24 protein-coding genes are annotated in these 26,050 nt (G+C 66.6%); 12 read left to right on the top strand and 12 right to left on the bottom strand.

Features of this window, described 5'->3' with window-relative positions:
• The 4 genes from Q8Q80_RS03240 to Q8Q80_RS03225 all read left to right on the top strand — a co-directional run bounded on the left by Q8Q80_RS03240 (position 1) and on the right by Q8Q80_RS03225 (position 5,032).
• Positions 1 to 759, top strand: a complete 759-nt coding sequence (locus tag Q8Q80_RS03240; protein WP_305631546.1) for a GNAT family N-acetyltransferase — start codon at positions 1 to 3, stop codon at positions 757 to 759.
• A 51-nt stretch (positions 760 to 810) separates the two neighbouring features.
• Entirely contained in the window at positions 811 to 1,680 is an 870-nt protein-coding gene (locus Q8Q80_RS03235; RefSeq protein ID WP_305631545.1) for a 1-acyl-sn-glycerol-3-phosphate acyltransferase, read from the top strand.
• A 98-nt stretch (positions 1,681 to 1,778) separates the two neighbouring features.
• Complete coding sequence (locus tag Q8Q80_RS03230; protein ID WP_305631544.1) at positions 1,779 to 4,418, top strand: CHAT domain-containing protein; 2,640 nt, start codon at positions 1,779 to 1,781, stop codon at positions 4,416 to 4,418.
• 107 nt (positions 4,419 to 4,525) lie between these two features.
• On the top strand, positions 4,526 to 5,032 hold the full coding sequence (locus tag Q8Q80_RS03225) for a macro domain-containing protein (RefSeq protein WP_305631543.1): 507 nt from the start codon (positions 4,526 to 4,528) through the stop codon (positions 5,030 to 5,032).
• Positions 5,033 to 5,054: 22 nt separating this feature from the next.
• On the opposite strand, the gene Q8Q80_RS03220 is transcribed toward Q8Q80_RS03225, so the two are convergent.
• From Q8Q80_RS03220 to gshA, 5 genes are all read right to left on the bottom strand, one after another.
• Positions 5,055 to 6,596 (bottom strand): cryptochrome/photolyase family protein, encoded by a 1,542-nt coding sequence (locus Q8Q80_RS03220; protein WP_305631542.1) that lies wholly within the window; start codon positions 6,594 to 6,596, stop codon positions 5,055 to 5,057.
• A complete protein-coding gene (locus Q8Q80_RS03215; protein ID WP_305631541.1) occupies positions 6,589 to 6,747 on the bottom strand; it encodes a DUF2256 domain-containing protein in 159 nt (52 codons plus the stop codon). The genes Q8Q80_RS03220 and Q8Q80_RS03215 overlap by 8 nt, the downstream gene beginning before the upstream one ends.
• Positions 6,748 to 6,862: 115 nt before the next feature.
• Positions 6,863 to 7,885 carry an FAD:protein FMN transferase gene (locus Q8Q80_RS03210; protein ID WP_305631540.1) on the bottom strand — a complete coding sequence of 341 codons (1,023 nt, stop codon included), beginning with the start codon at positions 7,883 to 7,885 and terminating at the stop codon, positions 6,863 to 6,865.
• Positions 7,869 to 8,813 (bottom strand): glutathione synthase, encoded by a 945-nt coding sequence (gene gshB / locus Q8Q80_RS03205; RefSeq protein ID WP_371132687.1) that lies wholly within the window; start codon positions 8,811 to 8,813, stop codon positions 7,869 to 7,871. The genes Q8Q80_RS03210 and gshB overlap by 17 nt, the downstream gene beginning before the upstream one ends.
• Positions 8,814 to 8,815: 2 nt before the next feature.
• Positions 8,816 to 10,138, bottom strand: a complete 1,323-nt coding sequence (gene gshA / locus Q8Q80_RS03200; protein WP_305631539.1) for a glutamate--cysteine ligase — start codon at positions 10,136 to 10,138, stop codon at positions 8,816 to 8,818.
• A 164-nt stretch (positions 10,139 to 10,302) separates the two neighbouring features.
• Here gshA and Q8Q80_RS03195 point away from each other — a divergent pair, with 164 nt between their 5' ends.
• Together Q8Q80_RS03195 and Q8Q80_RS03190 are read left to right on the top strand one after the other, a co-directional pair.
• Entirely contained in the window at positions 10,303 to 11,925 is a 1,623-nt protein-coding gene (locus Q8Q80_RS03195) for an ABC-F family ATPase (protein ID WP_305631538.1), read from the top strand.
• Positions 11,922 to 12,809, top strand: a complete 888-nt coding sequence (locus Q8Q80_RS03190) for a DUF3293 domain-containing protein (protein ID WP_305631537.1) — start codon at positions 11,922 to 11,924, stop codon at positions 12,807 to 12,809. The genes Q8Q80_RS03195 and Q8Q80_RS03190 overlap by 4 nt, the downstream gene beginning before the upstream one ends.
• Before the next feature lie 22 nt (positions 12,810 to 12,831).
• On the opposite strand, the gene Q8Q80_RS03185 is transcribed toward Q8Q80_RS03190, so the two are convergent.
• On the bottom strand, positions 12,832 to 13,242 hold the full coding sequence (locus Q8Q80_RS03185; RefSeq protein ID WP_305631536.1) for a hypothetical protein: 411 nt from the start codon (positions 13,240 to 13,242) through the stop codon (positions 12,832 to 12,834).
• Positions 13,243 to 13,399: 157 nt separating this feature from the next.
• Here Q8Q80_RS03185 and Q8Q80_RS03180 point away from each other — a divergent pair, with 157 nt between their 5' ends.
• A complete protein-coding gene (locus Q8Q80_RS03180; protein WP_305631535.1) occupies positions 13,400 to 14,950 on the top strand; it encodes a hypothetical protein in 1,551 nt (516 codons plus the stop codon).
• Positions 14,947 to 16,560 (top strand): hypothetical protein, encoded by a 1,614-nt coding sequence (locus tag Q8Q80_RS03175; RefSeq protein WP_305631534.1) that lies wholly within the window; start codon positions 14,947 to 14,949, stop codon positions 16,558 to 16,560. Before Q8Q80_RS03180 ends, Q8Q80_RS03175 begins: the two co-directional genes overlap by 4 nt.
• A 118-nt stretch (positions 16,561 to 16,678) precedes the next feature.
• Here the strand turns inward: Q8Q80_RS03175 and phoR are convergent, their stop codons facing one another.
• Together phoR and phoB are read right to left on the bottom strand one after the other, a co-directional pair.
• Complete coding sequence (phoR, locus tag Q8Q80_RS03170; protein WP_305631533.1) at positions 16,679 to 17,998, bottom strand: phosphate regulon sensor histidine kinase PhoR; 1,320 nt, start codon at positions 17,996 to 17,998, stop codon at positions 16,679 to 16,681.
• A 36-nt stretch (positions 17,999 to 18,034) separates the two neighbouring features.
• Positions 18,035 to 18,724 (bottom strand): phosphate regulon transcriptional regulator PhoB, encoded by a 690-nt coding sequence (phoB, locus tag Q8Q80_RS03165; RefSeq protein ID WP_305615354.1) that lies wholly within the window; start codon positions 18,722 to 18,724, stop codon positions 18,035 to 18,037.
• A 156-nt stretch (positions 18,725 to 18,880) separates the two neighbouring features.
• On the opposite strand from phoB, the gene Q8Q80_RS03160 reads away from it, so the two are divergent.
• From Q8Q80_RS03160 to Q8Q80_RS03145, 4 genes are all read left to right on the top strand, one after another.
• Positions 18,881 to 19,303, top strand: coding sequence for a DUF971 domain-containing protein (locus Q8Q80_RS03160; RefSeq protein WP_305631532.1), 423 nt, complete (start codon positions 18,881 to 18,883; stop codon positions 19,301 to 19,303).
• A gap of 7 nt (positions 19,304 to 19,310) precedes the next feature.
• Positions 19,311 to 20,048 (top strand): bifunctional demethylmenaquinone methyltransferase/2-methoxy-6-polyprenyl-1,4-benzoquinol methylase UbiE, encoded by a 738-nt coding sequence (ubiE, locus tag Q8Q80_RS03155; protein WP_305631531.1) that lies wholly within the window; start codon positions 19,311 to 19,313, stop codon positions 20,046 to 20,048.
• Positions 20,049 to 20,190: 142 nt separating this feature from the next.
• Entirely contained in the window at positions 20,191 to 21,090 is a 900-nt protein-coding gene (locus Q8Q80_RS03150; protein ID WP_305631530.1) for a Tim44 domain-containing protein, read from the top strand.
• 7 nt (positions 21,091 to 21,097) lie between these two features.
• The gene (locus Q8Q80_RS03145; RefSeq protein WP_305631529.1) at positions 21,098 to 21,691 is read left to right on the top strand and encodes an SCP2 domain-containing protein; all 594 of its coding nucleotides are present in this window, start codon (positions 21,098 to 21,100) and stop codon (positions 21,689 to 21,691) included.
• Here Q8Q80_RS03145 and glpD read toward each other — a convergent pair.
• The 4 genes from glpD to atpG form a co-directional block, all read right to left on the bottom strand.
• Positions 21,676 to 23,340, bottom strand: a complete 1,665-nt coding sequence (glpD, locus tag Q8Q80_RS03140) for a glycerol-3-phosphate dehydrogenase (RefSeq protein ID WP_305631528.1) — start codon at positions 23,338 to 23,340, stop codon at positions 21,676 to 21,678. The genes Q8Q80_RS03145 and glpD overlap by 16 nt on opposite strands.
• Positions 23,249 to 23,671 carry a F0F1 ATP synthase subunit epsilon gene (locus Q8Q80_RS03135; RefSeq protein ID WP_305631527.1) on the bottom strand — a complete coding sequence of 141 codons (423 nt, stop codon included), beginning with the start codon at positions 23,669 to 23,671 and terminating at the stop codon, positions 23,249 to 23,251. Before Q8Q80_RS03135 ends, glpD begins: the two co-directional genes overlap by 92 nt.
• Positions 23,672 to 23,736: 65 nt before the next feature.
• Positions 23,737 to 25,140: a F0F1 ATP synthase subunit beta gene (atpD, locus tag Q8Q80_RS03130; protein WP_069038768.1), complete on the bottom strand. Its 1,404-nt coding sequence runs from the start codon at positions 25,138 to 25,140 to the stop codon at positions 23,737 to 23,739.
• A 35-nt stretch (positions 25,141 to 25,175) separates the two neighbouring features.
• Entirely contained in the window at positions 25,176 to 26,045 is an 870-nt protein-coding gene (atpG, locus tag Q8Q80_RS03125; protein ID WP_305614689.1) for a F0F1 ATP synthase subunit gamma, read from the bottom strand.
• Positions 26,046 to 26,050 lie beyond the last annotated feature (5 nt).

Raw genomic sequence — 26,050 nt, 5'->3', positions numbered from 1 at the left:
ATGCTTCAGGTCAATACCGCACGCGAGCGGCGTGCCCAGCACAATCTCAGCGTCGCGCTGGCGAATTGCGAATCCGAAATCCTGGCGGCGCAGAAACTGCGCTGGCGCGTATTTGTCGAGGAACTCGGCGCACGGCTCGACGCGCCGACCCACGGCGTGGACAGCGACCGCTTCGATCCGCACTGCGATCACCTCATCGTGCGCGATGACGACAACGGCCGCATCGTCGGCTGTTACCGCATCCTGGCGCCCGACGCGGCGCGGCGCACAGGCGGCTACTACTCGGAAACCGAATTCGACCTCGGGCGGCTCGACCACCTGCGCTCGCAGATCGTCGAGATCGGCCGCTCCTGCATCGACCCGGACTACCGCAACAACGCCGCGGTGATCGCGCTGCTGTGGTCCGGCCTCGCGCGCTACTTGCTCGACGGCGGCTACCAGTACCTGATCGGCTGCGCCAGCATCAGCATGGCAGACGGCGGTCACAACGCCGCGGCGATCTTCAACAGCCTGAGCGAGCGCATGTCCCCCCCCGAGTACCGCGTGTTCCCGAAAGTGCGCCTGCCGCTGGAACGGCTGACACCGCATCCGGCCTGCGTCGTGCCGCCGCTGGTCAAGGGTTATCTGCGTGCCGGTGCCGACGTGTGCGGCGAACCGGCCTGGGACCCGGACTTCAATACGGCCGACCTGCCGCTGCTGCTTACCCTGTCACGGCTGGACGCACGCTATGCTAGGCACTTCGTGCAGCGCGCGGCCTGATCCGGATTCCCTCGACGAACGAACATTCAGGCAACTTACGGGACGCGCGCCATGTCACTGATCGATATCTCAGCCGACTTTTTCGACGCATCCGCCTTGACCTTCGAAAGCCCGCCCGCCCGCCAGCCCGTTCGCAACGCCTCGGACAGCGGCCTGCGCGCCGGGCTGCGCATGAGCTGGCGCATTTCGCGTCTGGCCGTGCATCTGGCCGATGGCTGCGCCCGCGTGGCGCTGATCTATCCGCTGGTGTCGGCGCGCACGCAGCGCAAGATCAAGGCGCAGTGGTCGCGCCGCCTGCTGCGCGTGCTCGGCGTTGAACTGCAGGCAGACGGGCCGTTGCCGCGTCCTGGCCAGTTGCTGGTGAGCAATCACATTTCCTGGGTGGACGTGTTCGTCATCAATGCGATTTCGCCGCTCGGCTTCGTCTGCAAGGACGAAATCCGCAGCTGGCCGGTACTGGGCTGGCTGGTCGCGCGCAATGACACGGTGTTCATCCGGCGCACCAGCCGCAACTCGGCCGCCGAGGTGCGCAACACGCTGATCAGCGCGCTGAGCTGCGGCCGCAGCGTCATGGTATTTCCGGAAGGCACGACCACCGACGGGCGCAGCGTGCTGCCGTTTCGCGCCGCGATGTTCCAGGCTGCGATCGACGCCGGCCGCGCGGTCAAGCCGGTGCGCCTGCGCTATCTCGACCTGCACGGCGAGCTGTCCGAAGCCGCTGTGTACATCGGCGACACCACCTTCTGGCAGTCGGTGTGCCGACTCGCCCGCGCACCGCGCACCGTGGCACAGGTCGAACTGCTGCCGTCGCTGCCCACGCACGGCCATTCCCGCCAGCATCTGGCCCGCACCACGCACGCCACCGTGTCCGGCATCGAAACCCCGGCCGCCGACGGCGATCCGGCTGCACCCGCGAACTGACGCCCGGCCGCGCACCGCCGGGCGGTGCGCGGTCTATACTCGGGACGCCTGCCAGAACGGATGACCGGCCGGTCATCGGGCAGTGCCGGAGCCAGCCGTTGAAGATCTTCCTGTCCTACGCGTCGGAAATCCGCGCGCGTGCCGAAGGCGTGAATGCCGCGCTGCAGGCCGCCGGACACGACGTATTCTTCGACCGCGAAGACCTGCCTGCCGGCCTGAACTACGACGACCGCATCCGCAGCGCCATCGAAAGCAGCGACCTGTTCGTGTTCCTGCTGTCGCCCGCAGCGGTCGCCGAAGGCCACTACACCCGCACCGAACTGAAGATCGCCCGCCGCCGCTGGCCCGACCCGGCCGGCCACGTGCTGCCGGTGATGGTCGAGGCCACACCGTTCAACGCCCTGCCGCCCTATCTGGGCTCGGTCACCGTACTGGTGCCGGAAGGCAATCTGGCGGCCGAAGTCGTGCTGGCGGTGGCCGACATCGAGCAGCTGCCGTCTCATTCACCAGCCGAACCCGAAGCGGTCACGCCACCGTCCGACACGCCCGACGCCGCGCCTGCCTATGCCTCGCTGAAGGTACGCTTTTCCTACGCCGAGTCCGGCCGCTACACGGTGGATATCAACAACCCGTCGGCCGTTGACGGCTTCAGCGGCGACTGCGCGATCGACGCACCGGCGATCGAGGACGCGATGCGTGGCGTACCGGTCGGCGACACACTGCGCCGCCCCCCGGGCGCGCTTGCCCACAACGGCCTGCCCACGGCGGCACAGGCACGCGACGCCGGCACCCTGCTTTACAGGGCGCTGTTCGGACCGACGCTCAGGCCGGGCATCGAAGACAGCCTGCGCGCCATCGATCCGCAGCAGGGCAAGGGTCTGCGCTTCGTCATCGACACCACCGACACGCCGGAACTCGGTCGCCTGCCGTGGGAATTCCTGTACAGCCCGGAGAAGGACGACTTCCTGTTCTCCGACCGGATGAAGCCGGTGGTGCGCTGGCTCGACGTCGATGAACCCACGCCGACGCTGAACATTTCGCCGCCGCTGCGCGTGCTGATCGCATTCGCCGCCCCGGGCGGTCTGGCGCCGCTGAGCATCGGCGAAGAACTGGCGCAGCTCGATCAGGCACTGCTGCCGCTGACCAGACGTGGCCTGATCGGCATCACGCGGCTGGAGAACGCCACGCTGGAACGGCTGGACGAGGCGCTCCTGACGGTGCGCCCGCACGTGCTGCATTTCATCGGCCACGGCGACTTCAACGGCGGCGACGGCCTGCTGCTGCTGGAAAGCGACACGCCGGACCGCGCGCCCGATCCGCTGACCGGGCGCCGGCTCGGCGTGCTGCTGCGCAATCATCTGGCGAATCTTCGACTGGTGTTCCTGAACAGTTGCATGGGTGGCGCGGTATCGCCGGTCGACCCGTTCGGTGGCATCGCGCAGACCTTGATCCGGCGCGGCGTGCCGGCGGTGATCGCGATGCAGTTCGCGATTCCGGACAAGGCCGCGGTCGAACTGTCGCGTCACTTCTACCGCTACCTCGCCGCCGGCCAGCCGGTGGACGCCGCACTCACGTCGGCACGCGCCTTCCTGTTCGCCCGCGGACACGAGGTCGAGTGGGGCGCACCGGCGCTGCACATGCGCTCGCCGGACGGGCAGCTGTTCTCGATTGCCGCCCCCGCTGCGCCCGCCGTGGTTCCGCTCGCCATCCCGGTGGCCTTGCCCGCCACCGAACCGGAGGCGGCGGCCGTCCGTGAGCCCGCTGCGTCATACCCCGCAGCGCCGGCAGCCGTGCCCGAGCGTGCGCCCTCCGCTCCGGCACCCGAACCCGTGCCCGTGCCCGTGCCCGCACCGGCAACGGCAACGGCACCGATCGCCGCACGTTCGACCCGTACCCTGCTGTACGGCGCGCTCGCCGCGCTGCTGTTGCTGTTGATCGGTATCGCACTGCTGACCTTCAGCGCCTCGGACCATGCCCCCTCTTCGGGTGAGCTTGCCGGCGCAGCGCCGGCGGCCAGACCGGTCGCTGCGCCCGAAACGCGGGCCGAGCGCGCTCGCCTTGCGGTCAACCAGGCCATCGCGCAACTGGATGCGGGCAACGATGTTGCTGCTGCGGCCACACTGCAGGAACTGCTGCGGGTCGATCCGGGTGCGCTCGACCCGGCGTGGCTCGGCGTCGACGCGCAGCGCCTGAGCGCCCTGCTGCGGGAAGCAGCGCAGCGCGCCGCCGACCCTGCACTGGGCGCGCTGTTCGCGCACCTGGCCGGACAGGTGGGTGAAGTGGCGGCCAGCGCCGGCGCGCCGCCCGATTCCGCTGTCGACGGCAAAGTCGAACCGGCGGCCGGCGCCGATCGAGGCGAAGCGCTGTATGTCGTGCGGCGCGGCGACACGCTGGAGGGCGTCGCGAAGCGGCTGCTCGGCGACGCGCAGGAATGGCCGTTCATCCTCGACCGCCACAACGCCGCCAGCGCACTCGCGCCGGGACTGCGGCCGATCAGCGACCCCGATCTCATCCTGGCCGGCGAATACCTGGCGGTGCCGGTGAGCACCGACGACGCCGGGCTGCCCGGATGGCGCTACCACGTGCAGCCGGGCGATTCGCTGTGGGGCATCGCGATGCGCATGTACGGTCACGGCCGGCTCTGGCCGCGCATCGCGGACGCCAACGCCGACCTTGTGCCCGACCCCTCACGCCTTCAACCCGGTTTGCTGCTGTTCGTGCCCGCCCCTGCACGCTGAGCGCGTCACCCCCCGTTGACCCCGATCAAAGGTCGCATGCAGCGGGCGCGTACTGTGGAACTGACGCGCAACACCCATGCTGCGCGCGGCTTTCAGGGGGAAGATTGATGATCCAGTACGTAACGGGCGACATTCTGCTGAGCCAGGCTCAGGTCATTGCGCACGGCATCGCGCCGCAGGAACACTTCGACCACGGTCTCGCGCTGGCGCTGCGCGAACGCTGGCCGTCGATGGCGCGCGACTATCGGCACGCGCAGCGCGGCCAGCATCTGGAGGCCGGCACGGTATGGTCCTGGGCCGGCGTGGACAGCGACGGCAGCACACGCACCATCCTGAATCTGCTGACCCAGAAAATGGTGGGTGACGGTCCGACGGCGCGACCCGGCAAGGCATCACTGGAATCGGTCAACCACGCATTGAAGGCGCTGGCGCGCTACGCTGGCTCCACCGGCGTCACCAGCATCGCGTTGCCGCGACTGGCCACCGGGGTCGGCGGCATGGACTGGGCCGACGTGAAGCCGCTGGTCGAGCAGCATCTGGGATCGCTGGGCATTCCGGTCATCGTCTATGAAACCTATCATCAGGGCGTGGCGGCGAGCGAACAGCTGAAGTAGCCATTGCCAGGGTCTGCAGACCCTAGAGCCGGTCGAGGTTTTCCAGCATCCCGGCCGCACGGATGCGGAGCGCGCTGCGCTCCGCATCGCCAATGCGCTGCAGGTTCTTCACCATCAGCGCGGTGCGCGGGTTGCCGGCGAAGGCCGCTTCGTGCCGGTCGAGAAAGTGCCAGTACAGCGTGGTGACCGGACAGGCGCGCTCGCCGGTGCGCTCGGTCGGCTTGTAGCGGCAGCCGTCGCAGTAATTGCTCATGCGCTGGATGTAGGCGCCGCTCGCTACATAGGGTTTGCTGGTGAAGCGGCCGCCGTTGGCGTACAGCGTCATGCCGGCGACGTTGGGCAATTCCACCCACTCGACTGCATCGACATACACCGCCAGATACCAGTCCTCGACCTGCTGCGGTTCGATCTCCGCCAGCAGGGCGAACTGTCCGGTCACCATGAGCCGCTGGATGTGATGCGCGTAGCCGTATTGCAGCGTCTGGCCGACGGCTGCGCGCATGCACTGCATGTGTGTGTCGCCGGTCCAGTACCAGCGCGGCAGTGCGCGCGCGTGGCCGAAATGGTTGGCGTCGCGCAGACCGGGCATGTCGAGCCAGTACATGCCGCGGATGAATTCGCGCCAGCCCAGCACCTGGCGCACGAAACCTTCGACCGACTGCAGCGGCAGGCGGTGCCGCTGCATGGCGTCGACCGCCGCCGCGATCACTTCGCGCGGATTGATCAGCTTCAGGTTCATCGCCGCGCTGATGCGGGCGTGCCACAGCCAGGGCTGGCCGGTCCACATCGCGTCCTGATGGTGGCCGAACAGTTCGAGCCGGTGCTCGACGAAATCGTGCAGCGCGGCGAGTGCGTCGGCGCGGGTGACCGGCCAGTCGAAGTGTGCGGTCGAACCCGGGTGATCGGCAAAGCGTGCCTCGACCAGATCGATCACGTCGCGCGTCACGTCGTCCGGCGGAAATACGAGCGGGGCCGGTACGAGGCCCGGACCACGCTTGCCGAAGCCGGCCCGGTTATCGGCGTCGAAATTCCAGCGCCCGCCCGCCGGCTCGCCGCCTTCCATCAGCACGGCGTGCCGTTCGCGCATGTGGCGGTAGAAGAACTCCATGCGCGGCTGCTTGTACTTGCGCGCCCAGTCGGCGAACCCCTGGCGCGACATCATGAAATGCAGGTCGTCGCGCACATCGAGCGTGATCCCGCTGTCGGAACACCGCGCACGGATCGCCTGCTCCAGCCGCCACTCGCCCGGCTCGACCAGCACCAGTTTGCGCGGCCGGTGCTGCGCGAGGCGCGCCGCGAGAATGTCGACCAGCGCCGCTTCGGCGCCGTCACCGAGCGCGCGGTAATCCACCGTCCAGCCACGCGTGCGCAAGTCCTGCGCGAAGTGCCGCATGGCCGACAGGAACAGCGCGCTGCGCGCCTTGTGACTCCAGACGTGGGTCGATTCGCCAACCGCCTCGATCATCAGCACGGCATCGCACGCCGGGTCGAAACCTTCGAAGGCGGCGGAATCCGCATCGAGCTGGTCGCCCAGCACCAGTACCAGATGGCGCACCTCAGCCATGCGGCACGCCCTTGCGACGGCAGGCGTCGGAGCAGTACTTCACCTGTTCCCAGTTCTTCGCCCAGGACTTGCGCCAGGTCATTTCACGGCCGCAGGCGGCACACGGCCGGCTGGGCAGCGATTGCTTGTTGCCTTTGAAACGAACGGTCATGGCGCTCGGGATTGACTTGACGTCATGAGGACCGGCAACGCGCCGGCCGGTTTCACCACGCGGCGGATTTATTCGAAACGTTCCGCGGCCGCGCGGTCGGCGCAGCGCAGATCGCTCAGCGCAGCCGCGCCTGCATGTCCGGTGTAGCGACCACGCTGCCGTCCCGGTCGACGCGCAGCGCGTGACTGACGCGCATGCGCGCGGCCAGCGCCTGCCAGTCGTCGCGCCCGGCGATGAACAGTGGCTTGCTGTCGGCGTCCGAGCGCGCACCGGCACCGGGCGCAGCAGGAATCAGCACGGTCAGCGACTGCGTGTGGCGCACCGGCTGGCCATCGCGCGGATCGATCAGGTGGCACAGCCGCTCGCCGTCAAGTTCGAAGTAGCGCTGATAGTCACCCGAGGTGCCGATGGCTTCGCCGTCGCGCAACTCGACGCTGGCCAGCGCCTCGGACTTGCGCGGGTGCTGGATGCCGACGCGCCAGGGCTGGTCACCCTTGCGGCCCAGCGCCATCACGTTGCCGCCGATATTGATCAACGCATTGCGCACACCGCGCGCGCGCAGCAAGGCGGCCGCGCGGTCGAGCGCGTAACCCTTGGCGTAGCCGCCCAGGTCGAACTGCACGGCAGTGTTGCGGCTGCTGAGGCGATGGCCGCCGGCCGGCCCGGCGTCGATGCCGACATCGGCCATGCGCGGTCGCGCTGCGATCAACGCCGACAGCGTCGCTGCATCGGGCCGCCGCGGCAGGAATTCGTCGGCATGGAACCCCCATGCGGCGATCAGCGCACCGGCAGCCGGATTGAACAGGTCTTCGCCGCGCAGCGCCGTGGCCTTTGCGTCAGCGAGCAGCTGCTCCATTTCGTCGTTGATGTCGGCGGGCTGGCCGGCGGCAATGGCCGAATTGATGCGCGTCAGTTCCGACGGCTGCCAGGCGTGCAGCAGGCGATGCAGGCGGTCGAATTCGCGCAGTACCTCGCCCAGCGCATCACGCGCCTGCGCGCGGTCGACGCCGTAGACGACGACTTCGACCCGGGTGCCGAACACGAAGGATTCCTGCCGCTCCACCGGCTCGCGCGCGCAGCCGGTGAGCAGCCCGCACAGCCACAGCAGCGCAACGAAAGCGCTAGCGCGTTGCCGCACGTTCGAGCGCGTCGACGAACATCGCAGCGACATCGAAGCCGGTCTGTTCGGTGATTTCCACGAAGCAGGTCGGGCTGGTGACGTTGATTTCGGTGAGCCGGTCGCCGATGACGTCCAGCCCGACCAGCAGCAGGCCGCGCGCGGCGAGCACCGGGCCGAGCGCGCGGGCGATCCGCCAGTCGGCTTCGGACAGCGGCTGCGCCACGCCGCGCCCGCCGACCGCCAGATTGCCGCGCGTCTCGCCGGCCTTCGGGATGCGCGCAAGGCAGAACGGCACCGGCTCGCCGTCGATCAGCAGGATGCGCTTGTCGCCCTGCGCGATGTCCGGGATGAAGCGCTGCGCCATCAGCGTGTCGCGGCCGTCGCCGGTCAGCGTTTCGATGATGACGTTGCGGTTCGGGTCATCGGCGCGCACGCGGAAGATGCGCGAGCCGCCCATGCCGTCGAGCGGTTTGAGGATGCTGTCGCGATGCAGGTCGATGAAGGCATTGATCGCCGCCACGTCGCGCGTCACCAGGGTCGGCGTGATCAGCTCGGGAAATTCGCAGATCGACACCTTCTCCGAGTGATCGCGCACCGCACGCGGATGGTTGAACACGCGCGCACCAGCGGCGGCGGCACGTTCGAGCATCCAGGTGGCGGTGATGTATTCGAAGTCGAACGGCGGGTCCTGCCGCATCAGCACGGCGTCGAAGTCGCGCAGCGCGCGCGTCTCGACACCGGCCGGGCTGTACCAGGGCTGGTCGCCTTGCGCGAGATCGATGCGCAGTGCGCTCGCCGACAGCTCGCTGCCGGACAGGCTCAGCGCCTCGCGCTGCACGGTCCAGATCTCGTGGCCGCGGCGCGCCGCCTCGCGCATCATCGCGATGCTGGAATCCTTGACCGGCTTGAGCGCGTCGAGCGGATCGACGATGAAGGCGAATTGCATCATCAGCCGCGCAGTTCGGTTTCGACGGCTTCATCCTGGCCGTCGAGCGGCAGGCCGCGGTCGAGCTCGATGCTGGCCGCCAGCAGCGCAAGGCGCGCCACCACCCCATACGCGTAGAACCGGTTCGGCGGCGCATCCGGCTCGCAGCCCGGATCGGGCATCGTGCAGCAGGATTCGAACGCCAGCGGCTTGAAGTGCATGCCGGGCGCGTTCAGGTTCTCGTCGCGACCGCGCTCGGCATGCACGCGGTAGAAACCCCCGACGACATAGCGGTCCATCATGTACACCACCGGCTCGGCGACGCCGCCGTCCACGGTCTCGAAGGTGGGCACGCCTTCCTGGATCAGCACGGAGCTGACTTCCATGCCTTCCTTGATGACGGCCATCTTGTTGCGCTGCTTGCGGTTCAGACCGACGATTTCGGACGGATCGCGCACCGTCATGATGCCCATGCCGTAGGTGCCGGCATCCGCCTTCACGATGACGAAGGGGTCGTGATCGATGCTGTGCTGGGCGTACTTGTCGCGGATGCGCGCCAGCAGCGCGCCGACCCGTGTCGCCAGACACTCTTCGCCGCTGCGTTCGTGGAAGTTGATGTCGTGGCAGACGTCAAACATCGGATCGATGAGCCAGGGGTCGATCTCCATGACCGACGCAAAGCTGCGCGACACCTCGCTGTAGGCTTCGAAGTGCTGCGACTTGCGACGGGTCGTCCAGCCGGCATGCAGCGGCGGAATGACGGTCTGTTCGTGCACGTTCTGCAGCACCTCGGGCACGCCGGCTGACAGGTCATTGTTGAGCAGGATGGCGCACGGATCGAAACCTTCGACGCCGATGCGTCGCCCGCCCGGCAGGCGGATCAGCGGTTCGAGCAGCAGGCTCTGACCATCTCCCAGGTCCAGCGTCGTCGGCGCGGTGATGTCCGGCAGCACGCTGCCGATGCGTACGTGCAGCCCGGCGAGCTTGAGGATGTGCGCGAGCCGCGCCACATTGCGCAGATAGAACAGGTTGCGGGTGTGGTTCTCGGGCACCAGCACCAGATTGCGCGCTTCCGGACACAGCTTTTCTATCGCCGTCATCGTCGCCTGCACGCACAGCGGCAAAAAGGCGGCGTTGAGGTTGTTGAAGCCGCCGGGAAACAGATTGGTGTCGACCGGCGCCAGCTTGAAGCCGGCGTTGCGCAAGTCGACCGAGGCATAAAAGGGCGGCGAATGCTCCAGCCACTGCGACCGGAACCACTGTTCGATGTCGGTCTGGCGTTCCAGGAAACAGCGCTCCAGCGCGAGCAGCGGGCCGGTGAGCGCGGTGGTCAGATGAGGCACCATGGGCGTTGGGCGGTCGCGATCCGCATTGAAATTCAGGCCGCGAATTGTACCCCTGCGACCTCCCCCTGCCACCCGGGCGCTGCACCGACCCGAACGGCCCGCGGGTGCGCTCCGGTACAATCCGGCCTCTTGCGCATCCGCGCGTTCAATTTTCCGTGAGTGCCATGCTGTCCGCTTCCAACATCACCATGCAGTTCGGTGCCAAGCCGCTGTTCGACAATGTCAGCATCAAATTCGGCGGCGGCTTCCGCTACGGCCTGATCGGCGCCAATGGCGCCGGCAAGTCGACCTTCATGAAAATCCTCGCCGGCGTGCTCGAACCGACCGCCGGCAACGTCGTGCTCGATCCGCACGAGCGCATGGCCTTCCTGCGTCAGGACCAGTTCGCCTTCGAAGACCTGCGGGTGATCGACGTGGTCATGATGGGTCACGCTGAAATGTGGACCTGCATGCAGGAGAAGGACGCTCTCTACGCGAATCCGGAGGCGACCGAAGAGGACTACATGCGCGCCGCCGAGCTCGAAGGCGAATTCGCAGAATACGACGGCTACACCGCCGAAGCGCGCGCCGGCGAACTGTTGCTCGGTGTCGGCATTCCGACGGAACAGCACACCGGACCGATGCGCGAAGTCGCACCCGGCTGGAAACTGCGCGTGCTGCTGTGCCAGGCGCTGTTTGCCAACCCGGATGTGCTGCTGCTCGACGAACCGACCAACAATCTCGACATCAACACCATCCGCTGGCTCGAACACGTGCTGAACGAACGCAACAGCACGATGATCATCATCAGCCACGACCGTCACTTCCTGAACCAGGTGTGCACCCACATGGCCGACCTCGATTACGCGACCATCCGCGTCTATCCGGGCACCTGGGACGACTACATCGAGGCATCGACGCAGGCGCGCGAGCGGGTCGCCGCGGCGAACGCCAAGGCCAAGGAACGCGTGGCCGACCTGCAGAGCTTCGTGCGCCGCTTCTCGGCCAATGCGTCCAAGTCCAAGCAGGCCACATCGCGCCTGAAGATGATCGACAAGATCAAGATTGAGGAATTCAAGCCGAGTTCGCGGCAGTACCCGTGGATACGCTTCGAGTACGACCCGAAGGAAAAGCTGCACCGTCAGGCGGTCGAACTGGAAAACGTGGTGTTCGGCTACGACGGCGGCCCGCAGATCCTGAAGGGCTTCACCGCCACCTTCGACGGCGGCGACCGCGTCGCCATCATCGGCGAGAACGGTGTCGGCAAGACCACTTTCCTCAAGCTGCTGGTGGGCGAGCTGTCACCGCAGCACGGCGCGATCAAGTGGGCGGAAAAGGCCCGGCTGGGCTATTTCGCGCAGGACCACACGACCGATTTCGACAGCGACCTGAATCTGACCGACTGGATCAGCGGCTACGTGCGCGAGGGCGGTTACGAGGGCGATGACGCGATCACGCTGATCCGCGGCACGCTCGGCCGGCTGCTGTTCGGCGGCGAAGACGTGAAGAAAAAGGTGCGCGTGCTGTCCGGCGGCGAACAGGGCCGCATGATGTTCGGCCGGCTGATGCTGCAGCGGAAGAATGTGCTGCTGCTCGACGAGCCGACCAATCACATGGACATGGAATCGATCGAGTCGCTGAATGCCGGTCTCGACGCCTTCGAAGGCACGCTGTTCTTCGTGTCGCACGACCGCGCCTTCGTATCGACGCTGGCCACGCGCGTGCTGGAAATGCGCGCCGATGGACAGATCACCGATTACCGCGGCGGCTACGAGGAATACCTCGCCAGCCAGGGCATCGAAGATTGAGCGCCGACGCGTCGAACGCCGGCAATCATGTCCCCGCCTGCCTGATCTGCGGTGATGCACCGGGCCACCACTGGCTGTGGCGCGATGAGCGGCTGCGCATCATCGACGCGCGCGATGCCGACCATCCGGCCTTCCTGCGCGTGGTCTGGAATGCGCATGTGCGTGAAATGACCGATCTGGGCGACGCCGACCGCCAGCACCTGATGGAGGTGGTGTGGCAGGTCGAACGCGCCGTGCGTGAAATCGCCCAGCCGGACAAGATCAACCTGGGCAGCCTCGGAAACATGGTGCCGCACCTGCACTGGCACGTCATCGCCCGGTGGCCGGACGACGCGCATTTTCCGGGGTCGGTCTGGAGTGCGAAGCAGCGCGAAGGCGCGGCCCGCCCGCGGATACCCGCCGCGCTGTGGCGCGCCACGCTGCTGGCGCGGCTGGGGCTGCCGGTGGTGGCGGTTACGCCCGAGCTGGTCGCGGCCTACGAAGACACCGCCTATGCGGCCGACCTGCCCGGCGGGCCGGCCACGCTGCGCATCGGCACGCCCGAACCGCTGCTCGAGCACTGGCTGGCCGAACACGGACAGACCCGCTGGGCGGTCATTTCCGCCGCCAATCCGTGGTCGTCGCGCTGCGAAAAAGATGCCAACCACGCCGCGCACACCGCCCTGCGCGCGCTGCTGGTGCAGCGCGGCCTGCCGGTGTGCGAAGCCATGAACTGGCCGGACGATGGCGTCGCCGGCTGGACCGAACCGGCGCTGCTGTGCGCCGGCCTCAGCCCGGAGGAAGCGCTGCGGATAGGCGCCGCCTTCGGACAGAATGCGGTGTTGTGCGGCGAAGCGGGCGACATGGCACGGCTGATGTGGTGCGTGCGCCCGAGGGACAACTGATCCCGCCGGCAGGCAGCGCCGCTCAGTAGCCTTTGGGGCTGTAATCGGGCCCGCCGTCGGGTGTCGCCGCAGGACGGGTGCGCGCGACATGCCAGGTGCCGCCCAGGCCGTCGCCGCTGGCCTGGCCCGGTTTCACATCACCCACAAAGTAGTACAACGGCTTGCCGTGATGCGCCCATTGCAGGCGGCCATCGTCACGGCGCAACAGCGGGAAGGCCGGCTTTGCCGACGTATCGGCCTGCGCGGAAAAAGGCGGCCACTGCACGGCGCACTCATCCTTGCAGGCGCTGGCACCTGCGCTGTCGCGATCGAAGGTGTACAGCACCCGGCCGGCCGGGTCGGTAAGTCGTCCGTCTGCGTCCTCGACCGGCTGCGCCAGCGCGGCCGGGCTGCACGCCACAGTGACGATGCACAGCAGGCGTCTCGATAACATGTCGATCTCCCGGTCTGGTGACTTGGCACGGGCAGCGCATGCCCGCGGGTTGCGATGCCGCAGCCGATCAAAAAAAGCGCGCGATCAAGACGGGTGCGCGCACGCAAACAGCGGCAGGCACATAGAATCAGGTATCGCTATCCGCTGCAAGATCGCAATGCACCCGTTCGCTCTGCCTGCCACCGCACTGACGCACCCGCCCGAGCTCGGCACAGCCCGGGCGGCGCGCGACTGGCTGCAGCAGCTCGACAGCACGCAGCCACTGAATGCGCAGGCCAGCCTGCTCGGCCAGATCAATCTTCTGAACCGCTATCGCATGACGGCGGGCGAGCGTTTGCGCGTGATCGAAGAGCTGCGCGCTGCCGTGCTGCATGCGCAAGCCGGCGCGTCGAGCCGCTTTGCCGGCCGGCCGCTGCCGCTGTCGGCCGGCGAGCGCGCAGCCCTCGATGCCAATCAGGCGATGTGGGATGCGCTGGCAACGTCCTACCTGCACTGCCTGGCCGCGGCGCTTGATGGCGACGGCGGCGTCGCCGGACAGGTCGGGCTGATTGCGCACCGCGCGCTGAGCGCGCTGTCTCAGATGCAGCTTGATGCAATGCGTGCCGCCCATCTGCCCCCGGCCGGCTATTGGCGGCGCACCCATGCCTGCTATGAAGCGGCGGAAAAACTCGGGGCGGCCGAACGCAAGATCCAGGACGACACGCTGAATGAAGAACGGCCCACCAGCGTGCGCGCCGCCTATGTGCTGTGCGTGCTGATGCACACCGCCAGCCCGTTCGGTCTGACGCACCGCCAGTTGCGCATGCTGTACCGCTGGCTCGGCAAGTGGTCGGGCAAGGTGGCGTTGCTCGACACTGCGATCCATCAGTGCGCGCTGCCGCCGCTGATGCTCGACCTGTCGAGCGACGAGGCAATCGCGCGGGCAGCGCAGCGCGAAAGCTCGCTGCGCTGGCTGGTGCTGGACGAGTTTTCACACGGCATCCGCAAGCGCCTGGGTCTGCTTGCGCAGGGTGAAACGCCGGTCGCGCTGCGTCTGGGCGACGAACTGAGCCCGGCCCAGGCGGACCGCCTGCTGCGCCACCTGCACACGCACTGCTGCCGCGGTGGCCTGACACGCGCCGAACCGAGGCGGCCGCTGCAGCAGAATGCATCGGTGGTCGTCGGCATGCTGGCGGTGCAGCAGTTTCTTGGCGGTGACGCCGCTGCACTCGACTCAGTGCAATCGGCCAGCGCGCCCGCCACCACCGCCACTGGTTATCTGGTGGAAGACTGGCGCATCCTCGACGACAGCGCCACCGGTCTGCGGCTGGGCCGTCGTATCGGCGGCGACGGCATGCGCGTGAGCAACGGCATGCTGCTGGCGGTACGGCCGGACAATGCCACCCAGTTCATGCTGGCCCACATCTGCTGGGTCATGGCGAACGGCGTCGAACTGCAGATCGGCATCAGCCTGCTCGCCGGCACCCCCCAGCCGGTCGGACTGGCCCGCGCACCCGACGGCCAGGGCGAACATCAGGGGCACGGACTGCTGATGCCGGCCGTCGAGCGAATCGGCCAGCCGGAATGCGTTGCGCTGCCGTCAGGCTGGTATCGCAAGTCACGCGACATCCTGCTGTCGGGCGACGCGGGCCGGCGGCGCGTGCGGCTGGTTGAATCGCTGGAGCGCGGCGCCGATTTCGACCTCGCGCGTATCGAGCCGGCAGCATGACCGACATTCCGCCCCTGCCCGGCACACTGAACTACCGCGACGTCCACCAATGCACGACGCTGATTGCGGAATTGCCGCTGACCAATGTGCCGCGGGTGCGCGATACGTTGACCCGGCTGCTGTACGGTCTCAGGCAGACACCGCCGCGCAGCCCGGATTATCTCGATGTGCTGGAAGCCATGCGGGCACCGCTTCATTTCCTGCAGGAAAGTCTGGCAGTGCGCTACAGCAGCCGGCCGGTGATTCCGGGCGGCGCGGAAGATCCGGTGCTGCGCCAGGTCGTTGCCCTGTGGCTGGGCATGGCGCAGGCCTATGCTCAGGCGGCCGAGCAGACCGGCGTACATCCGCTGTCCGACACGCAACTCGCGCTGGTCTGCCAACGCTGCGTGCTGTATGCCGGCCGGGCGGTGATCGAGTACTTCCGCGCCCGGAGAACGATCCCGCGCGGCATGTGGCTGGAATTGCACGGTTATTTCAGCACGGCCGACGAATGGGGTTTCGCCACGCAACAGGTGGCCGACAGCCTGAAGGAGGGTGGCTATCCGCAGAGCGCAGCCGAATCCTACTGCTGCGTGCTGCTGATCGACCTGTCGAACCCGTATGGCCGCAGTCCGCGCGAATTCGAATGGGTGTGCCGCTGGGCGGACCAGTACGCCAGCCTGACCGAAATCATGCCCGTGTTCGGCGGCACCGACGCCAAGACCTACGCCATCGACCTCAACCGCGACAACGGCGCCAAGCCGCTGGAGGTGTTCGCCCGCACGCCATCGCTGCGCCGGCTCGGTTCGGCCCGGCTGGCCAGCGAGATCGAGCGCGTCGTGGCGGGGCTCAAGCAAGGTCTGTCACCGGAACATCTCGGTCTGGGCGCTGATTGCCACCCTGTTTCAGCGGGCCGCCTGCTGCTGCTTCTCTACAAGCCGTGGTGCCACGCCGCCAATCCGCGCCGCTTCCAGCGGCGCGTCGGTGCCGGCGACATCGATATCGCCCTTGGCTTCGAAGCCATGCACTTCCTGATCAGCGGCAGCGAGTTCGTGCAGCCGCCGCCGGCCCGCATTTACAGCCACAGCGACTTCATCGACATCGCCACCTTCGGCGAACGCGCCCACGATGGCGCTGGTCTGGCAGTACGTCAGGCCAGCGCGCGGGCACACTATCCGACCCAGCGCTGGGCCGTGCTCGACCACAGCGTGATGGGCTATCGCCTGCGCGCGCCGCCGGACACCGGCCCGGTCGAGCACGCGCAGATCGTCGCCGTGTTCGGTCCTGATGCCGAGCACTGGCGAGTGGCGCGTGTGTCCTGGTTGATGGTCGAAGCCGACGCCCGACTGCTGGTCGGGCTGCATGTGCTGCCGGGCACGCCGCGCGCGATTGCGATACGGCCCAAGGTGGAAGACGGCGCACCCGCCGAGCGATTCATCCGTGCCTTCCTGCTGCCGGCCGTACAGGTGATGGGGGAAGAAGCCACGCTGATCGTGCCGCGCGGCTGGTTCCAGCAGGACCGCACGCTGGAAATCTATCTGAACGACAGCGTGCTCGGCGTGACCCTGACGCGGCTGAACACCTTCGGCATCAATTACGAACGGGTGGCATTCAGCGAACTGGCGAAGTAGCCGGCGGTGCGATCCGTGCGGGAGCGGCGAGGACGCCGCTGCCACAAAAACCTCACCGCCCGCCGCCCGCATGGCCGATTGACCATGTGGAATCCGCCGGGGCGAGCCCTGCGACAACCTAGGCGGCCACCGCCTGCATGGGTTTCAATGTGCGCCGGGCCGGAAAGCGCACGGTGAAGCAACTGCCCTTGCCCGGTTCGCTGACGACATTCAGCGTCGCCTGGTGGCGTTCGAGCACGTGCTTGACGATGGCGAGGCCCAGACCGGTGCCGCCGGTTTCGCGCGACCGGCCACGATCGACTCGATAAAAGCGTTCGGTCAGGCGCGGAATGTGCTGCGCATCGATGCCGATCCCGTTGTCTTCGACCGAGAAAACGCCGCAGCCGTCGACCACCGTCCAGCCCAGTCGCACCTGACCGCCATCCGGCGTGTAGCGCACCGCGTTGCTGGCCAGATTGCCGAGCGCGCTGCGCAGATCGCGCGCGCAGCCGGTGACCGCGCCGGGCGGGCTGTCCAGTTCGAGCAGCACCTCGTGCCGCCCGCCTGACAGCGCACGTGTTTCGATCATCACGATATCGAGCAGATTGCGCATGTCGACCGCTTCTTCCGCCATCGGCGCATCGGTTTCCAGCGCCGACAGCGTCAACAGGTCATCGACCAGACGCTGCATGCGCACCGACTGCTGCTGCGCCATCGCGATGAAGGACAGCGCCTGTTCGTGCGGCAGTTCGGGCAGCGCGTCCTCCAGCGTTTCGAGGAAGCCGTGAATCACCGTCAGCGGGGTCTTCATTTCGTGTGACACGTTGGCAACGAAGTCGCGCCGCATCGTTTCGAGCTTTTCGAGCTGCGTGATGTCGCGCGACAGCAGCAGCTTCTGCTCGTCGCCAAAGGCCACCACGCGAATCTGCAGCGTGCGGCCGGGCTGGCGCGGCGAAGGCATCGACAGGGGCTCGGTGTAGTCGCCCGATTGCAGGTAGCCGGCGAACTCCGGCTGACGCAGCAAGTTGAGCAGCGAACTGCCGACATCGCGTTGCCCGTCGAGACCGAGATGCTGCTCGGCCATCGGATTCAGCCACTCGATCACCTCGTCGCGCGACATGATCAGCGTGCCGTCGGGCATTGCACGACTGGCTTCGCGCATGCGTTCGAGCCGGCTGCGCAGGTCTTCGCGCAGATGTCGCGCGTTGCGCTCGCGCCGCGCCAGCTTGGCGAACAGGAATTCCCACTGACCGGCGCCATCGGGCAGCGCCGTATCGACGGTCGAATTGAGCCAGTGATCGAAGCGGCCTATTTCGTACTGGTCGCGCAGGCTGCCCGCCAGCAGCACACCTACCGCCAGCGCCAACCCGAACACGAGCGACCCGGCGATCAGCCCGGTCAGCACGCAGGCGCCGACCAGTACCGCGCGCAGCAGGACGCGAAACCAGAATTCACGCATGGCGGGACGATCCGTTCATTCGCGGATTATCGCGCGCTATTCCTTCTGGCAGGACAGTCTGTAGCCGCTGCCACGCACGGTCTGGATCAGCGTGTCGTGGCCGCTCGCTTCGAGCACGCTGCGCAGGCGACGGATATGCACATCCACGGTCCGCTCCTCGACGAATACGTGATCGCCCCACACGCTGTCGAGCAGCTGGGCGCGCGAATGCACACGCTCGGCGTGCGTCATGAAGAAATGCAGAAGGCGGAACTCGGTCGGACCCAGCATGACGGCTGCGCCGCGCGCGGTGACGCGATGGGTCGCCGGGTCGAGGCGCAGGCCTTCGATCTCCACCGGATCTTCGGTGGCCTGCGGCTTCTGACGGCGCAGCACCGCCTTGATGCGGGCCGCCAGTTCGCGTGGCGAAAAAGGCTTGGTGACATAGTCGTCGGCGCCGGTTTCCAGTCCGGTCACTTTCGACTGTTCGTCGCCGCGCGCGGTCAGCATGATGATGGGCACGCCACGCGTGCGTTCATCGCTGCGCAACCTGCGCGCAAGATCAATGCCGCTTTGCCCGGGCAACATCCAGTCGAGCAGCACCAGATCGGGCAGTTCGGCCTGCATGAGCCGCAGCGCGGTTTCGGCGTCGAGCGCGCGCAGCGGATCATGGCCGGTGCGCGTGAGGGTCACGCTGATCAGTTCCTGAATGGACGGTTCGTCCTCGACAACGAGTATGCGGGCCATGACGATGAAGGTCGTTCCGGTGATGGATCGCTGCGAAGTCTATTTCAGTACGATGACGATCTGGTGACAGCACCGGCCCGCCGCATGCGCGTTCACGACGGCAGTGCGCCCGGCGCGCGGTATCATCGTCATTCTTCGTCTCCAATGCGGAAAACCATGGCCGGTCTCGACAAGGACACCCCGATTCCCACCGAAATCAAGGTGCAGCAAAAATCGAAGCTGATGGACGTCAGTTTCGACAACGGCCGGCACTTCAGCTTCAGTTTCGAATTTCTCCGCGTGTGCTCCCCCTCGGCCGAGGTACGCGGCCACGGGCCGGGCCAGGAGACGCTGCAGGTGGGCAAGCGCGACATCGATATCGCGCGCGTCGAACCGGTCGGCTCATATGCGGTGAAGCCGGTGTTTTCCGACGGCCACGACAGCGGTATCTACTCCTGGGACTACCTGTACTTGCTGGGCGAGAACCAGGAAGCGCTGTGGTCCGACTATCTGGCCCGCCTCGATGCCGCCGGCGCCAGCCGCGATCCCGCACTGACGCCGCCGCCCGCAGCCAAGGGTGGCTGCGGCCACTCCCATTGAGCAAAGCATGAGCGAACCGTCCACCGATTTCGGATTCGAGCGCGTCGCCGAAGCGGCGAAGGCGAAGCGCGTGTCGAGCGTGTTTTCGTCGGTCGCACGACGTTACGACATCATGAATGACCTGATGTCCGGCGGCCTGCACCGGGGCTGGAAGGCTTTCGCGATCCAGATGGCCGGCGTGCGTCCGGGGCAGCGCGTGCTCGACGTGGCAGCCGGTACCGGCGACCTGACCATTGCGCATGCCAGGCGCGCTGGCGAAACCGGCGAGGTGTGGCACACCGACATCAATCCGGACATGCTGCGCGAAGGCCGCGACCGGTTGACCAATGCCGGGCTATTGCTGCCCAGCCTGCTGTGCGACGCCGAAAAGCTGCCCTTCCCGGACAATCACTTTGATTGCGTCACGGTTGCCTTCGGTCTGCGCAACATGACGCACAAGGATCGCGCGCTGGCCGAGTTCCGGCGCGTGCTCAAACCGGGCGGCCGCGCGCTGGTGCTTGAGTTTTCGCGCGTCGCCAAGCCGCTGGAAAAGGTCTACGACCTGTACTCGTTCAAGGTACTGCCCTGGTTGGGCCGGCAGGTGGCAAAAGACGAAGCCAGCTATCGCTATCTGGCCGAGTCGATCCGCATGCACCCCGACCAGGACACGCTGGCCGGAATGATGCGCGACGCCGGCCTCGGTCGGGTCGAGTACTTCAACCTGAGTGCCGGTGTGGTCGCACTGCACCGCGGCTTCAAGCTCTGAACGCCTGCACGCCTTTGCCATCCATCGACAAAGAACAGAACCTTCCGCGTTTCTTGCGGTCTGTTAGTGTGCTAATTTTTAGACCAGCGATTCCGAAGCCGGACTGGCTTCGTTTTCCCGCCTTACCCGAGGAGACAACAGAATGAAGAAGTTCCTGCTGATGCTTTTTGCCACCGTCATCAGTTTCGGCGGCATGACCTACGAAGCCGAAGCCAAGCGGCTCGGCGGCAGCAAGTCGTTCGGATCGCAGCGCGATTCGTCGGTGATGAAGCGCGACGCCACGCCGGCGCCGGCACAGAACACGTCGTCGGCCACGCAACAGTCGGGTGCGGCCGCAGCTGGCGCCGCCGCGCAACCGGCGAAGCGTTCGTGGATGGGTCCGCTGGCCGGTCTGGCCGCCGGCATCGGCCTGGCCGCACTGGCGTCGCACCTCGGATTCGGTGAAGAACTCGCATCCTTCATGATGATTGCGCTGCTGGTCGTCGGCGCGCTGGTGCTGTGGCGCGTGTTTGCACGCCGCAAGTCGCCGGCTCCGCAGCCGGGCATGCAGTACGCGGCCGCCGCCGCCGGTCGTCCGGCTTACGCACCGCCGCAGGCTCAGCCCTTTGACGCGCCGGCTGCCGGTGGGTCCGCTGCAGCGACCGCAGCGACAACCACGCCGACGCACATTCCGGCCGATTTCGATGTAGCCGGCTTCCTGCGCCAGGCCAAGCTGAACTTCGTGCGCCTCCAGGCCGCGAACGATGCCGGAGATGTCGAGGACATCCGCAGCTTCACGACGCCGGAAGTGTTTGCCGAAATCCGCATGCAGATCCAGGAACGCGGCAGCGAGCCGCAATCCACCGATGTGGTGCAGGTCGAAGCCGTGCTGCTCGATGTCAGCACCGAAGACACACAGTACGTCGCCAGCGTGCGCTTCTACGGTTTGATTCGCGAACAGGCTGACGCGTCGCCGGAATCGTTCGATGAAGTGTGGCACCTGTCCAAGCCCGTGTCGGGTGACCGCGGCTGGCTCATTGCCGGCATCCAGCAGATGGAATAAGCGGGGGATGAGCGCCTTGCTCGCTGCGACTGTACTGACGGTACTCAACCACCTGCTTGGCCAGACGCCGGGCGCGCAGGAAAGATTGTCCCTGCATGCCGGCCGCCACGCGCGGCTGGCGGTCGGAGAGGTCGCTGTGGCGTTCGCCATCGCACCTGATGGCACGCTGGCCGTGTCGGCTGACAGCACCCCGTCCGTCACCCTGCGTCTGCCCGCGGACGCGCTGCTGCGCCTGCCGCACCAAGGTGAAGGCGTACTGCGCGAGGCGCGCATCGAAGGCGACGCTGCGCTGGCGGAAACACTTGGACAGGTGCTGCGTTCGCTGCGCTGGGATGCCGCCGAAGATTTCAGCCGCGTCGTCGGCGATGTGGCGGCCGAGCGCATGGTGGGCAGTGCGCGCTCACTGTTGTCCTCCGGCAGGGATCTGGCGAAGCGATTTGCCAGTGCCGGTTCGGAATACGTCGCCGATGAGGTACAGATGCTGATCCGCCCCGCGGCGTCCGCTGCGTTCGCGTCGGGTGTGGATACCTTGCGGGACGATTATTCCCGTCTGCAGAAGCGGATCGAGCTGCTCGAACGCAGGGCTCAGACGAAGGGCTGAGCACTCCACCACAAGGAAAATGCAGCCCGCTGTGCGGGCGTCATCCGCACGCCGCATCGGGTGCGACGCCACATGACGTCGTCGGCCTCCGTCGCCCACTCGTGTTCAGCACACCAGCGCGCCTCCGCCTCGAACAGGCCACCACCGAAATCGCGGCCGGCGCCGCCTGCCCCACTGGCGTGATTGACGATCAGCTGCGCAGTCAGGGTGCCGTGACGTTGCCACAGCGCGTCAATCCATTCCTTCGGGATGACGCCTGCCTTCCGCTTCAAGTCAGCGAGCGCTGCGGAACCTGCGGGGCCGGACCCGGGCAGGCACCGTTCAGCGGTCGATGAACGGGCGGTACGGCCGAGCGGACCCGTCAGCAGATCAACTGCTGTCTCGGCCAATCGCCTGTAGGTCGTGAGCTTTCCGCCCTGTACGGTGAGCCAGGCCCGCCGACGGTCCGTTGCCTCAAGCGACAGTCGATATTCGCGGCTCGCCGTGCGGGCATCCTTCCCGTCACCACCGATCAGCGGTCTCATGCCGCTGAACGCCCACTGGATGTCATCGGTGTGCAGACGCCGCCCGAAGGCGCGCTGGATTGCCGACAGCAAGTATTCGAGTTCAGCGGCGGTTGCACCCAGTGCGGACGGAGAAGCCAGTTCCGTTTCGGTCGTCCCGACCAGATGCGAATGCGCGTCCCACGGGATGACGAACACCACGCGCCGATCGGGTTGTTGCAGCAACCACGCGTCGTCTCCGGCATGCAGCCGGGGCAGCAGAATGTGGGTCCCCTGCACCAGTCTCAACGGCGGCGATGGCACACCCCGCAGTTGTTCCACTTCGCCGACCCATGGTCCGGCGACATTGACCACGCAACGCGCGTGAATCTCACGCCTGCCGGCGCGCCCGGACAGCTCACAGCGCCAGCCCGATGTCGGGTCGGCGCTCACGGCGACCAACGCATGCCGGGGCAGCACCTCCGCGCCGTGCGCGCGCGCATCCTTCAGATTGGTCAGCGTCAGGCGGGCGTCGTCCACCCAGAGGTCGAAGTACGCGTGGGAGCCGGTGACCGGCAGATCAAGCTCACGCAGCAGCGGAAAGTCCGGCGGCAAACGTTGCGATGCCGGCAGGCTGCGACGGCCGGCAAGCAGATCGTACAAGCTGAGGCCGAGCGCCAGCATCCAGGCCGGCCGCTCGCCTGTGTGCGGCACGATGAAACGCTGAGGGCGCACGAGGTGGGCCGCGATGCGCCCGAGAATTTCGCGCTCGCGCAGGGATTCGCGCACCAGCCCGAACGCAGCCTGTTCCAGATAGCGGATGCCGCCGTGGATCAGTTTCGTCGACGCCGAAGAGGTGGCACCGGCAATGTCGCCGCGGTCGCAGACGACGACAGACAAGCCCCGCAACGCGGCATCGCGCGCAATCCCGGCACCATTGATGCCGGCGCCGACGATCAGCAGATCATGCGAAGGCGAAGCCATGGTAGGCATTCTGCGCCGGAACAAATGGATGCCTGAAACGAAAAAGGCAGACCGAAGTCTGCCTTTCCCGTGTCTTGCACTGCCAGAACGCTCAGTGGCGCTTGCGCAGCTTCTGGATCGCCGCGAGCTGGGCGACGGCGGAAGCGAGTTCCGCCTGCGCTGCCGCGTAATCCATCGTGGCATTACGGTTCGCCAGCGCTTCCTCTGCCAGCTTCTTGGCACCCAGCGCCTTCGCTTCATCGAGATCGGCGCCGCGGATCGCGGTGTCTGCCAGCACGGTCACCAGACCCGGCTGCACTTCGAGCATGCCACCGGCCACGAACACGAATTCTTCGGCGTCCTGGTTCGGCAACTTGATGCGCACTTCGCCCGGGCGGATGCGCGTGATCAGCGGCGTGTGGCCGGGCAGGATGCCCAGTTCGCCGCTTTCGCCCGGCAGCACGACGAATTCCGCCAGCCCGGAGAAAATCTTCTCTTCCGCGCTGACCACGTCGACATGTACGGTCTTGGACATAAGTACTCCGTGAATGCTGCCCGTGTGCGGCAGCGGGCGAACCCGTCACCGCACACGCCGGTGCATTACTGCAGGGTTTTCGCCTTTTCGAACGCTTCCTCGATGCCGCCGACCATGTAGAAGGCCTGTTCCGGCAGGTGGTCGCACTCACCATTGACGATCATGTTGAAGCCCTTGATCGTGTCGGCCAGCGGCACGATCTTGCCCGGCGAACCGGTGAAGACTTCGGCCACGTTGAACGGCTGCGACAGGAAACGCTGGATCTTGCGCGCACGGGACACGGCCAGCTTGTCCTCCGGCGACAGTTCGTCCATGCCCAGAATGGCGATGATGTCCCGCAGCTCCTTGTAGCGCTGCAGCGTCATCTGCACCTTGCGGGCGCAGTTGTAATGCTCTTCGCCGACGACCAGCGGGTCGAGCTGGCGCGAGGTCGAGTCGAGCGGATCGACCGCCGGGTAGATGCCCAGCGAAGCGATGTCACGCGACAGCACGACGGTGGCGTCCAGATGCTGGAAGGTGGTCGCGGGCGACGGGTCGGTCAAGTCATCCGCAGGCACATACACGGCCTGGATCGACGTGATCGAACCCACCTTGGTCGAAGTGATGCGTTCCTGCAGGCGGCCCATTTCGTCGGCCAGCGTCGGCTGGTAGCCCACGGCGGACGGCATGCGACCCAGCAGCGCGGACACTTCGGTACCGGCCAGCGTGTAGCGGTAGATGTTGTCGACGAAGAACAGGATGTCGCGGCCTTCGTCGCGGAACTTCTCGGCCATGGTCAGGCCGGTCAGCGCCACACGAAGACGGTTGCCCGGCGGCTCGTTCATCTGGCCGAACACCATCGCAACCTTGTCCAGAACCTTCGACTCTTCCATCTCGTGGTAGAAGTCGTTGCCTTCGCGGGTCCGCTCGCCCACACCGGCAAACACCGAGAAACCGCCATACGACTTCGCGATGTTGTTGATCAGTTCCATCATGTTCACGGTCTTGCCGACGCCGGCGCCACCGAACAGACCCACCTTGCCGCCCTTGGCGAACGGGCAGATCAGGTCGATCACCTTGATGCCCGTGGGCAGCAGGTCGACCGACGGGCTCAGCTCGTCGAACTTCGGGGCCTTCTGGTGGATCGAGCGGCGCTCGTCCGTCGGGATCGGGCCTGCTTCGTCGATCGGGCGACCCAGCACGTCCATGATGCGGCCCAGCGTTGCGCTGCCAACCGGCACGCTGATCGGCGCACCCGTATTTGCCACCTTCATGCCGCGGCGCAGACCATCGCTGGAACCCAGCGCAATCGTGCGGACCACGCCGTCGCCCAGCTGTTGCTGGACTTCAAACGTCAAACCCGCTTCGGCGGTGTGCGTGCCATCTGCTTCGTCGAGTGTCAGAGCTTCAAACACTTTCGGTATCGAATCGCGCGGGAACTGGATGTCCACGACTGCGCCAATACACTGAACGATGTTTCCGGTATTCATCGTCTATCCCCAATACAAAAAATCATTGTGCGCGATCAGACTGCAGCGGCGCCGCCGACGATTTCGGACAGCTCCTTCGTGATCGCCGCCTGGCGGGTCTTGTTATAGACCAGCTGCAATTCGCCGATGACATTGCCCGCATTGTCGGAGGCCGCCTTCATGGCCACCATGCGCGCGCTCTGTTCGGACGCCATGTTCTCGGCCACTGACTGATACACCAGCGCCTCGACGTAACGGACGAGCAATTCATCGATCACCACCTGCGGGTCCGGCTCGTACAGGTAATCCCACGTGCCCTGCGGCGTACCGAGGCGATCACCGGTCAGCGGCAGCAGCTGCTCCATCACCGGCTCCTGCTTCATCGTGTTGATGAAGCGGGTGAAGGACATGTACACCGCGTCGAGCTCGCCGGCCTGGAAGGCATCGATCATCACCTTGACGGTGCCGATCAGCTTTTCCAGGTGCGGCGTGTCGCCCAGCTGCGTTGCCTGCGACACCACCTTGGCGCCCATGCGCTGCATGAAACCCAGACCCTTGTTGCCGATAGCGGCAACGCGGATTTCGGTTGCGCCCTTCGCTTCCCATTCCTTCATCGAATTCAGGGCAAGGCGCAGCACATTGGTGTTCATGCCGCCGCACAGACCCTTGTCGGTCGTGACGACGATGACGCCGACGCGCTTGATCTGACCGACGGTCGCGAGGAAGGGGTGCTTGTACTCGCTGGCGGTGGCGGCGGACAGATTGGCGGCAAGACGACGGATCGTGTCGGCGTAGGGGCGGGCAGCCCGCATCCTGTCCTGCGCCTTGCGCATCTTGGATGCAGCCACCATCTCCATCGCCTTGGTGATCTTCTTCGTGTTTTGCACGCTCTTGATCTTGGTACGGATTTCTTTTCCGCTGGCCATGGTTA

It is taken from the genome of Methyloversatilis sp., from assembly GCF_030698125.1.
Lineage (GTDB): Bacteria > Pseudomonadota > Gammaproteobacteria > Burkholderiales > Rhodocyclaceae > Methyloversatilis.
This window is presented reverse-complemented; position numbering and strand designations above follow the sequence as displayed.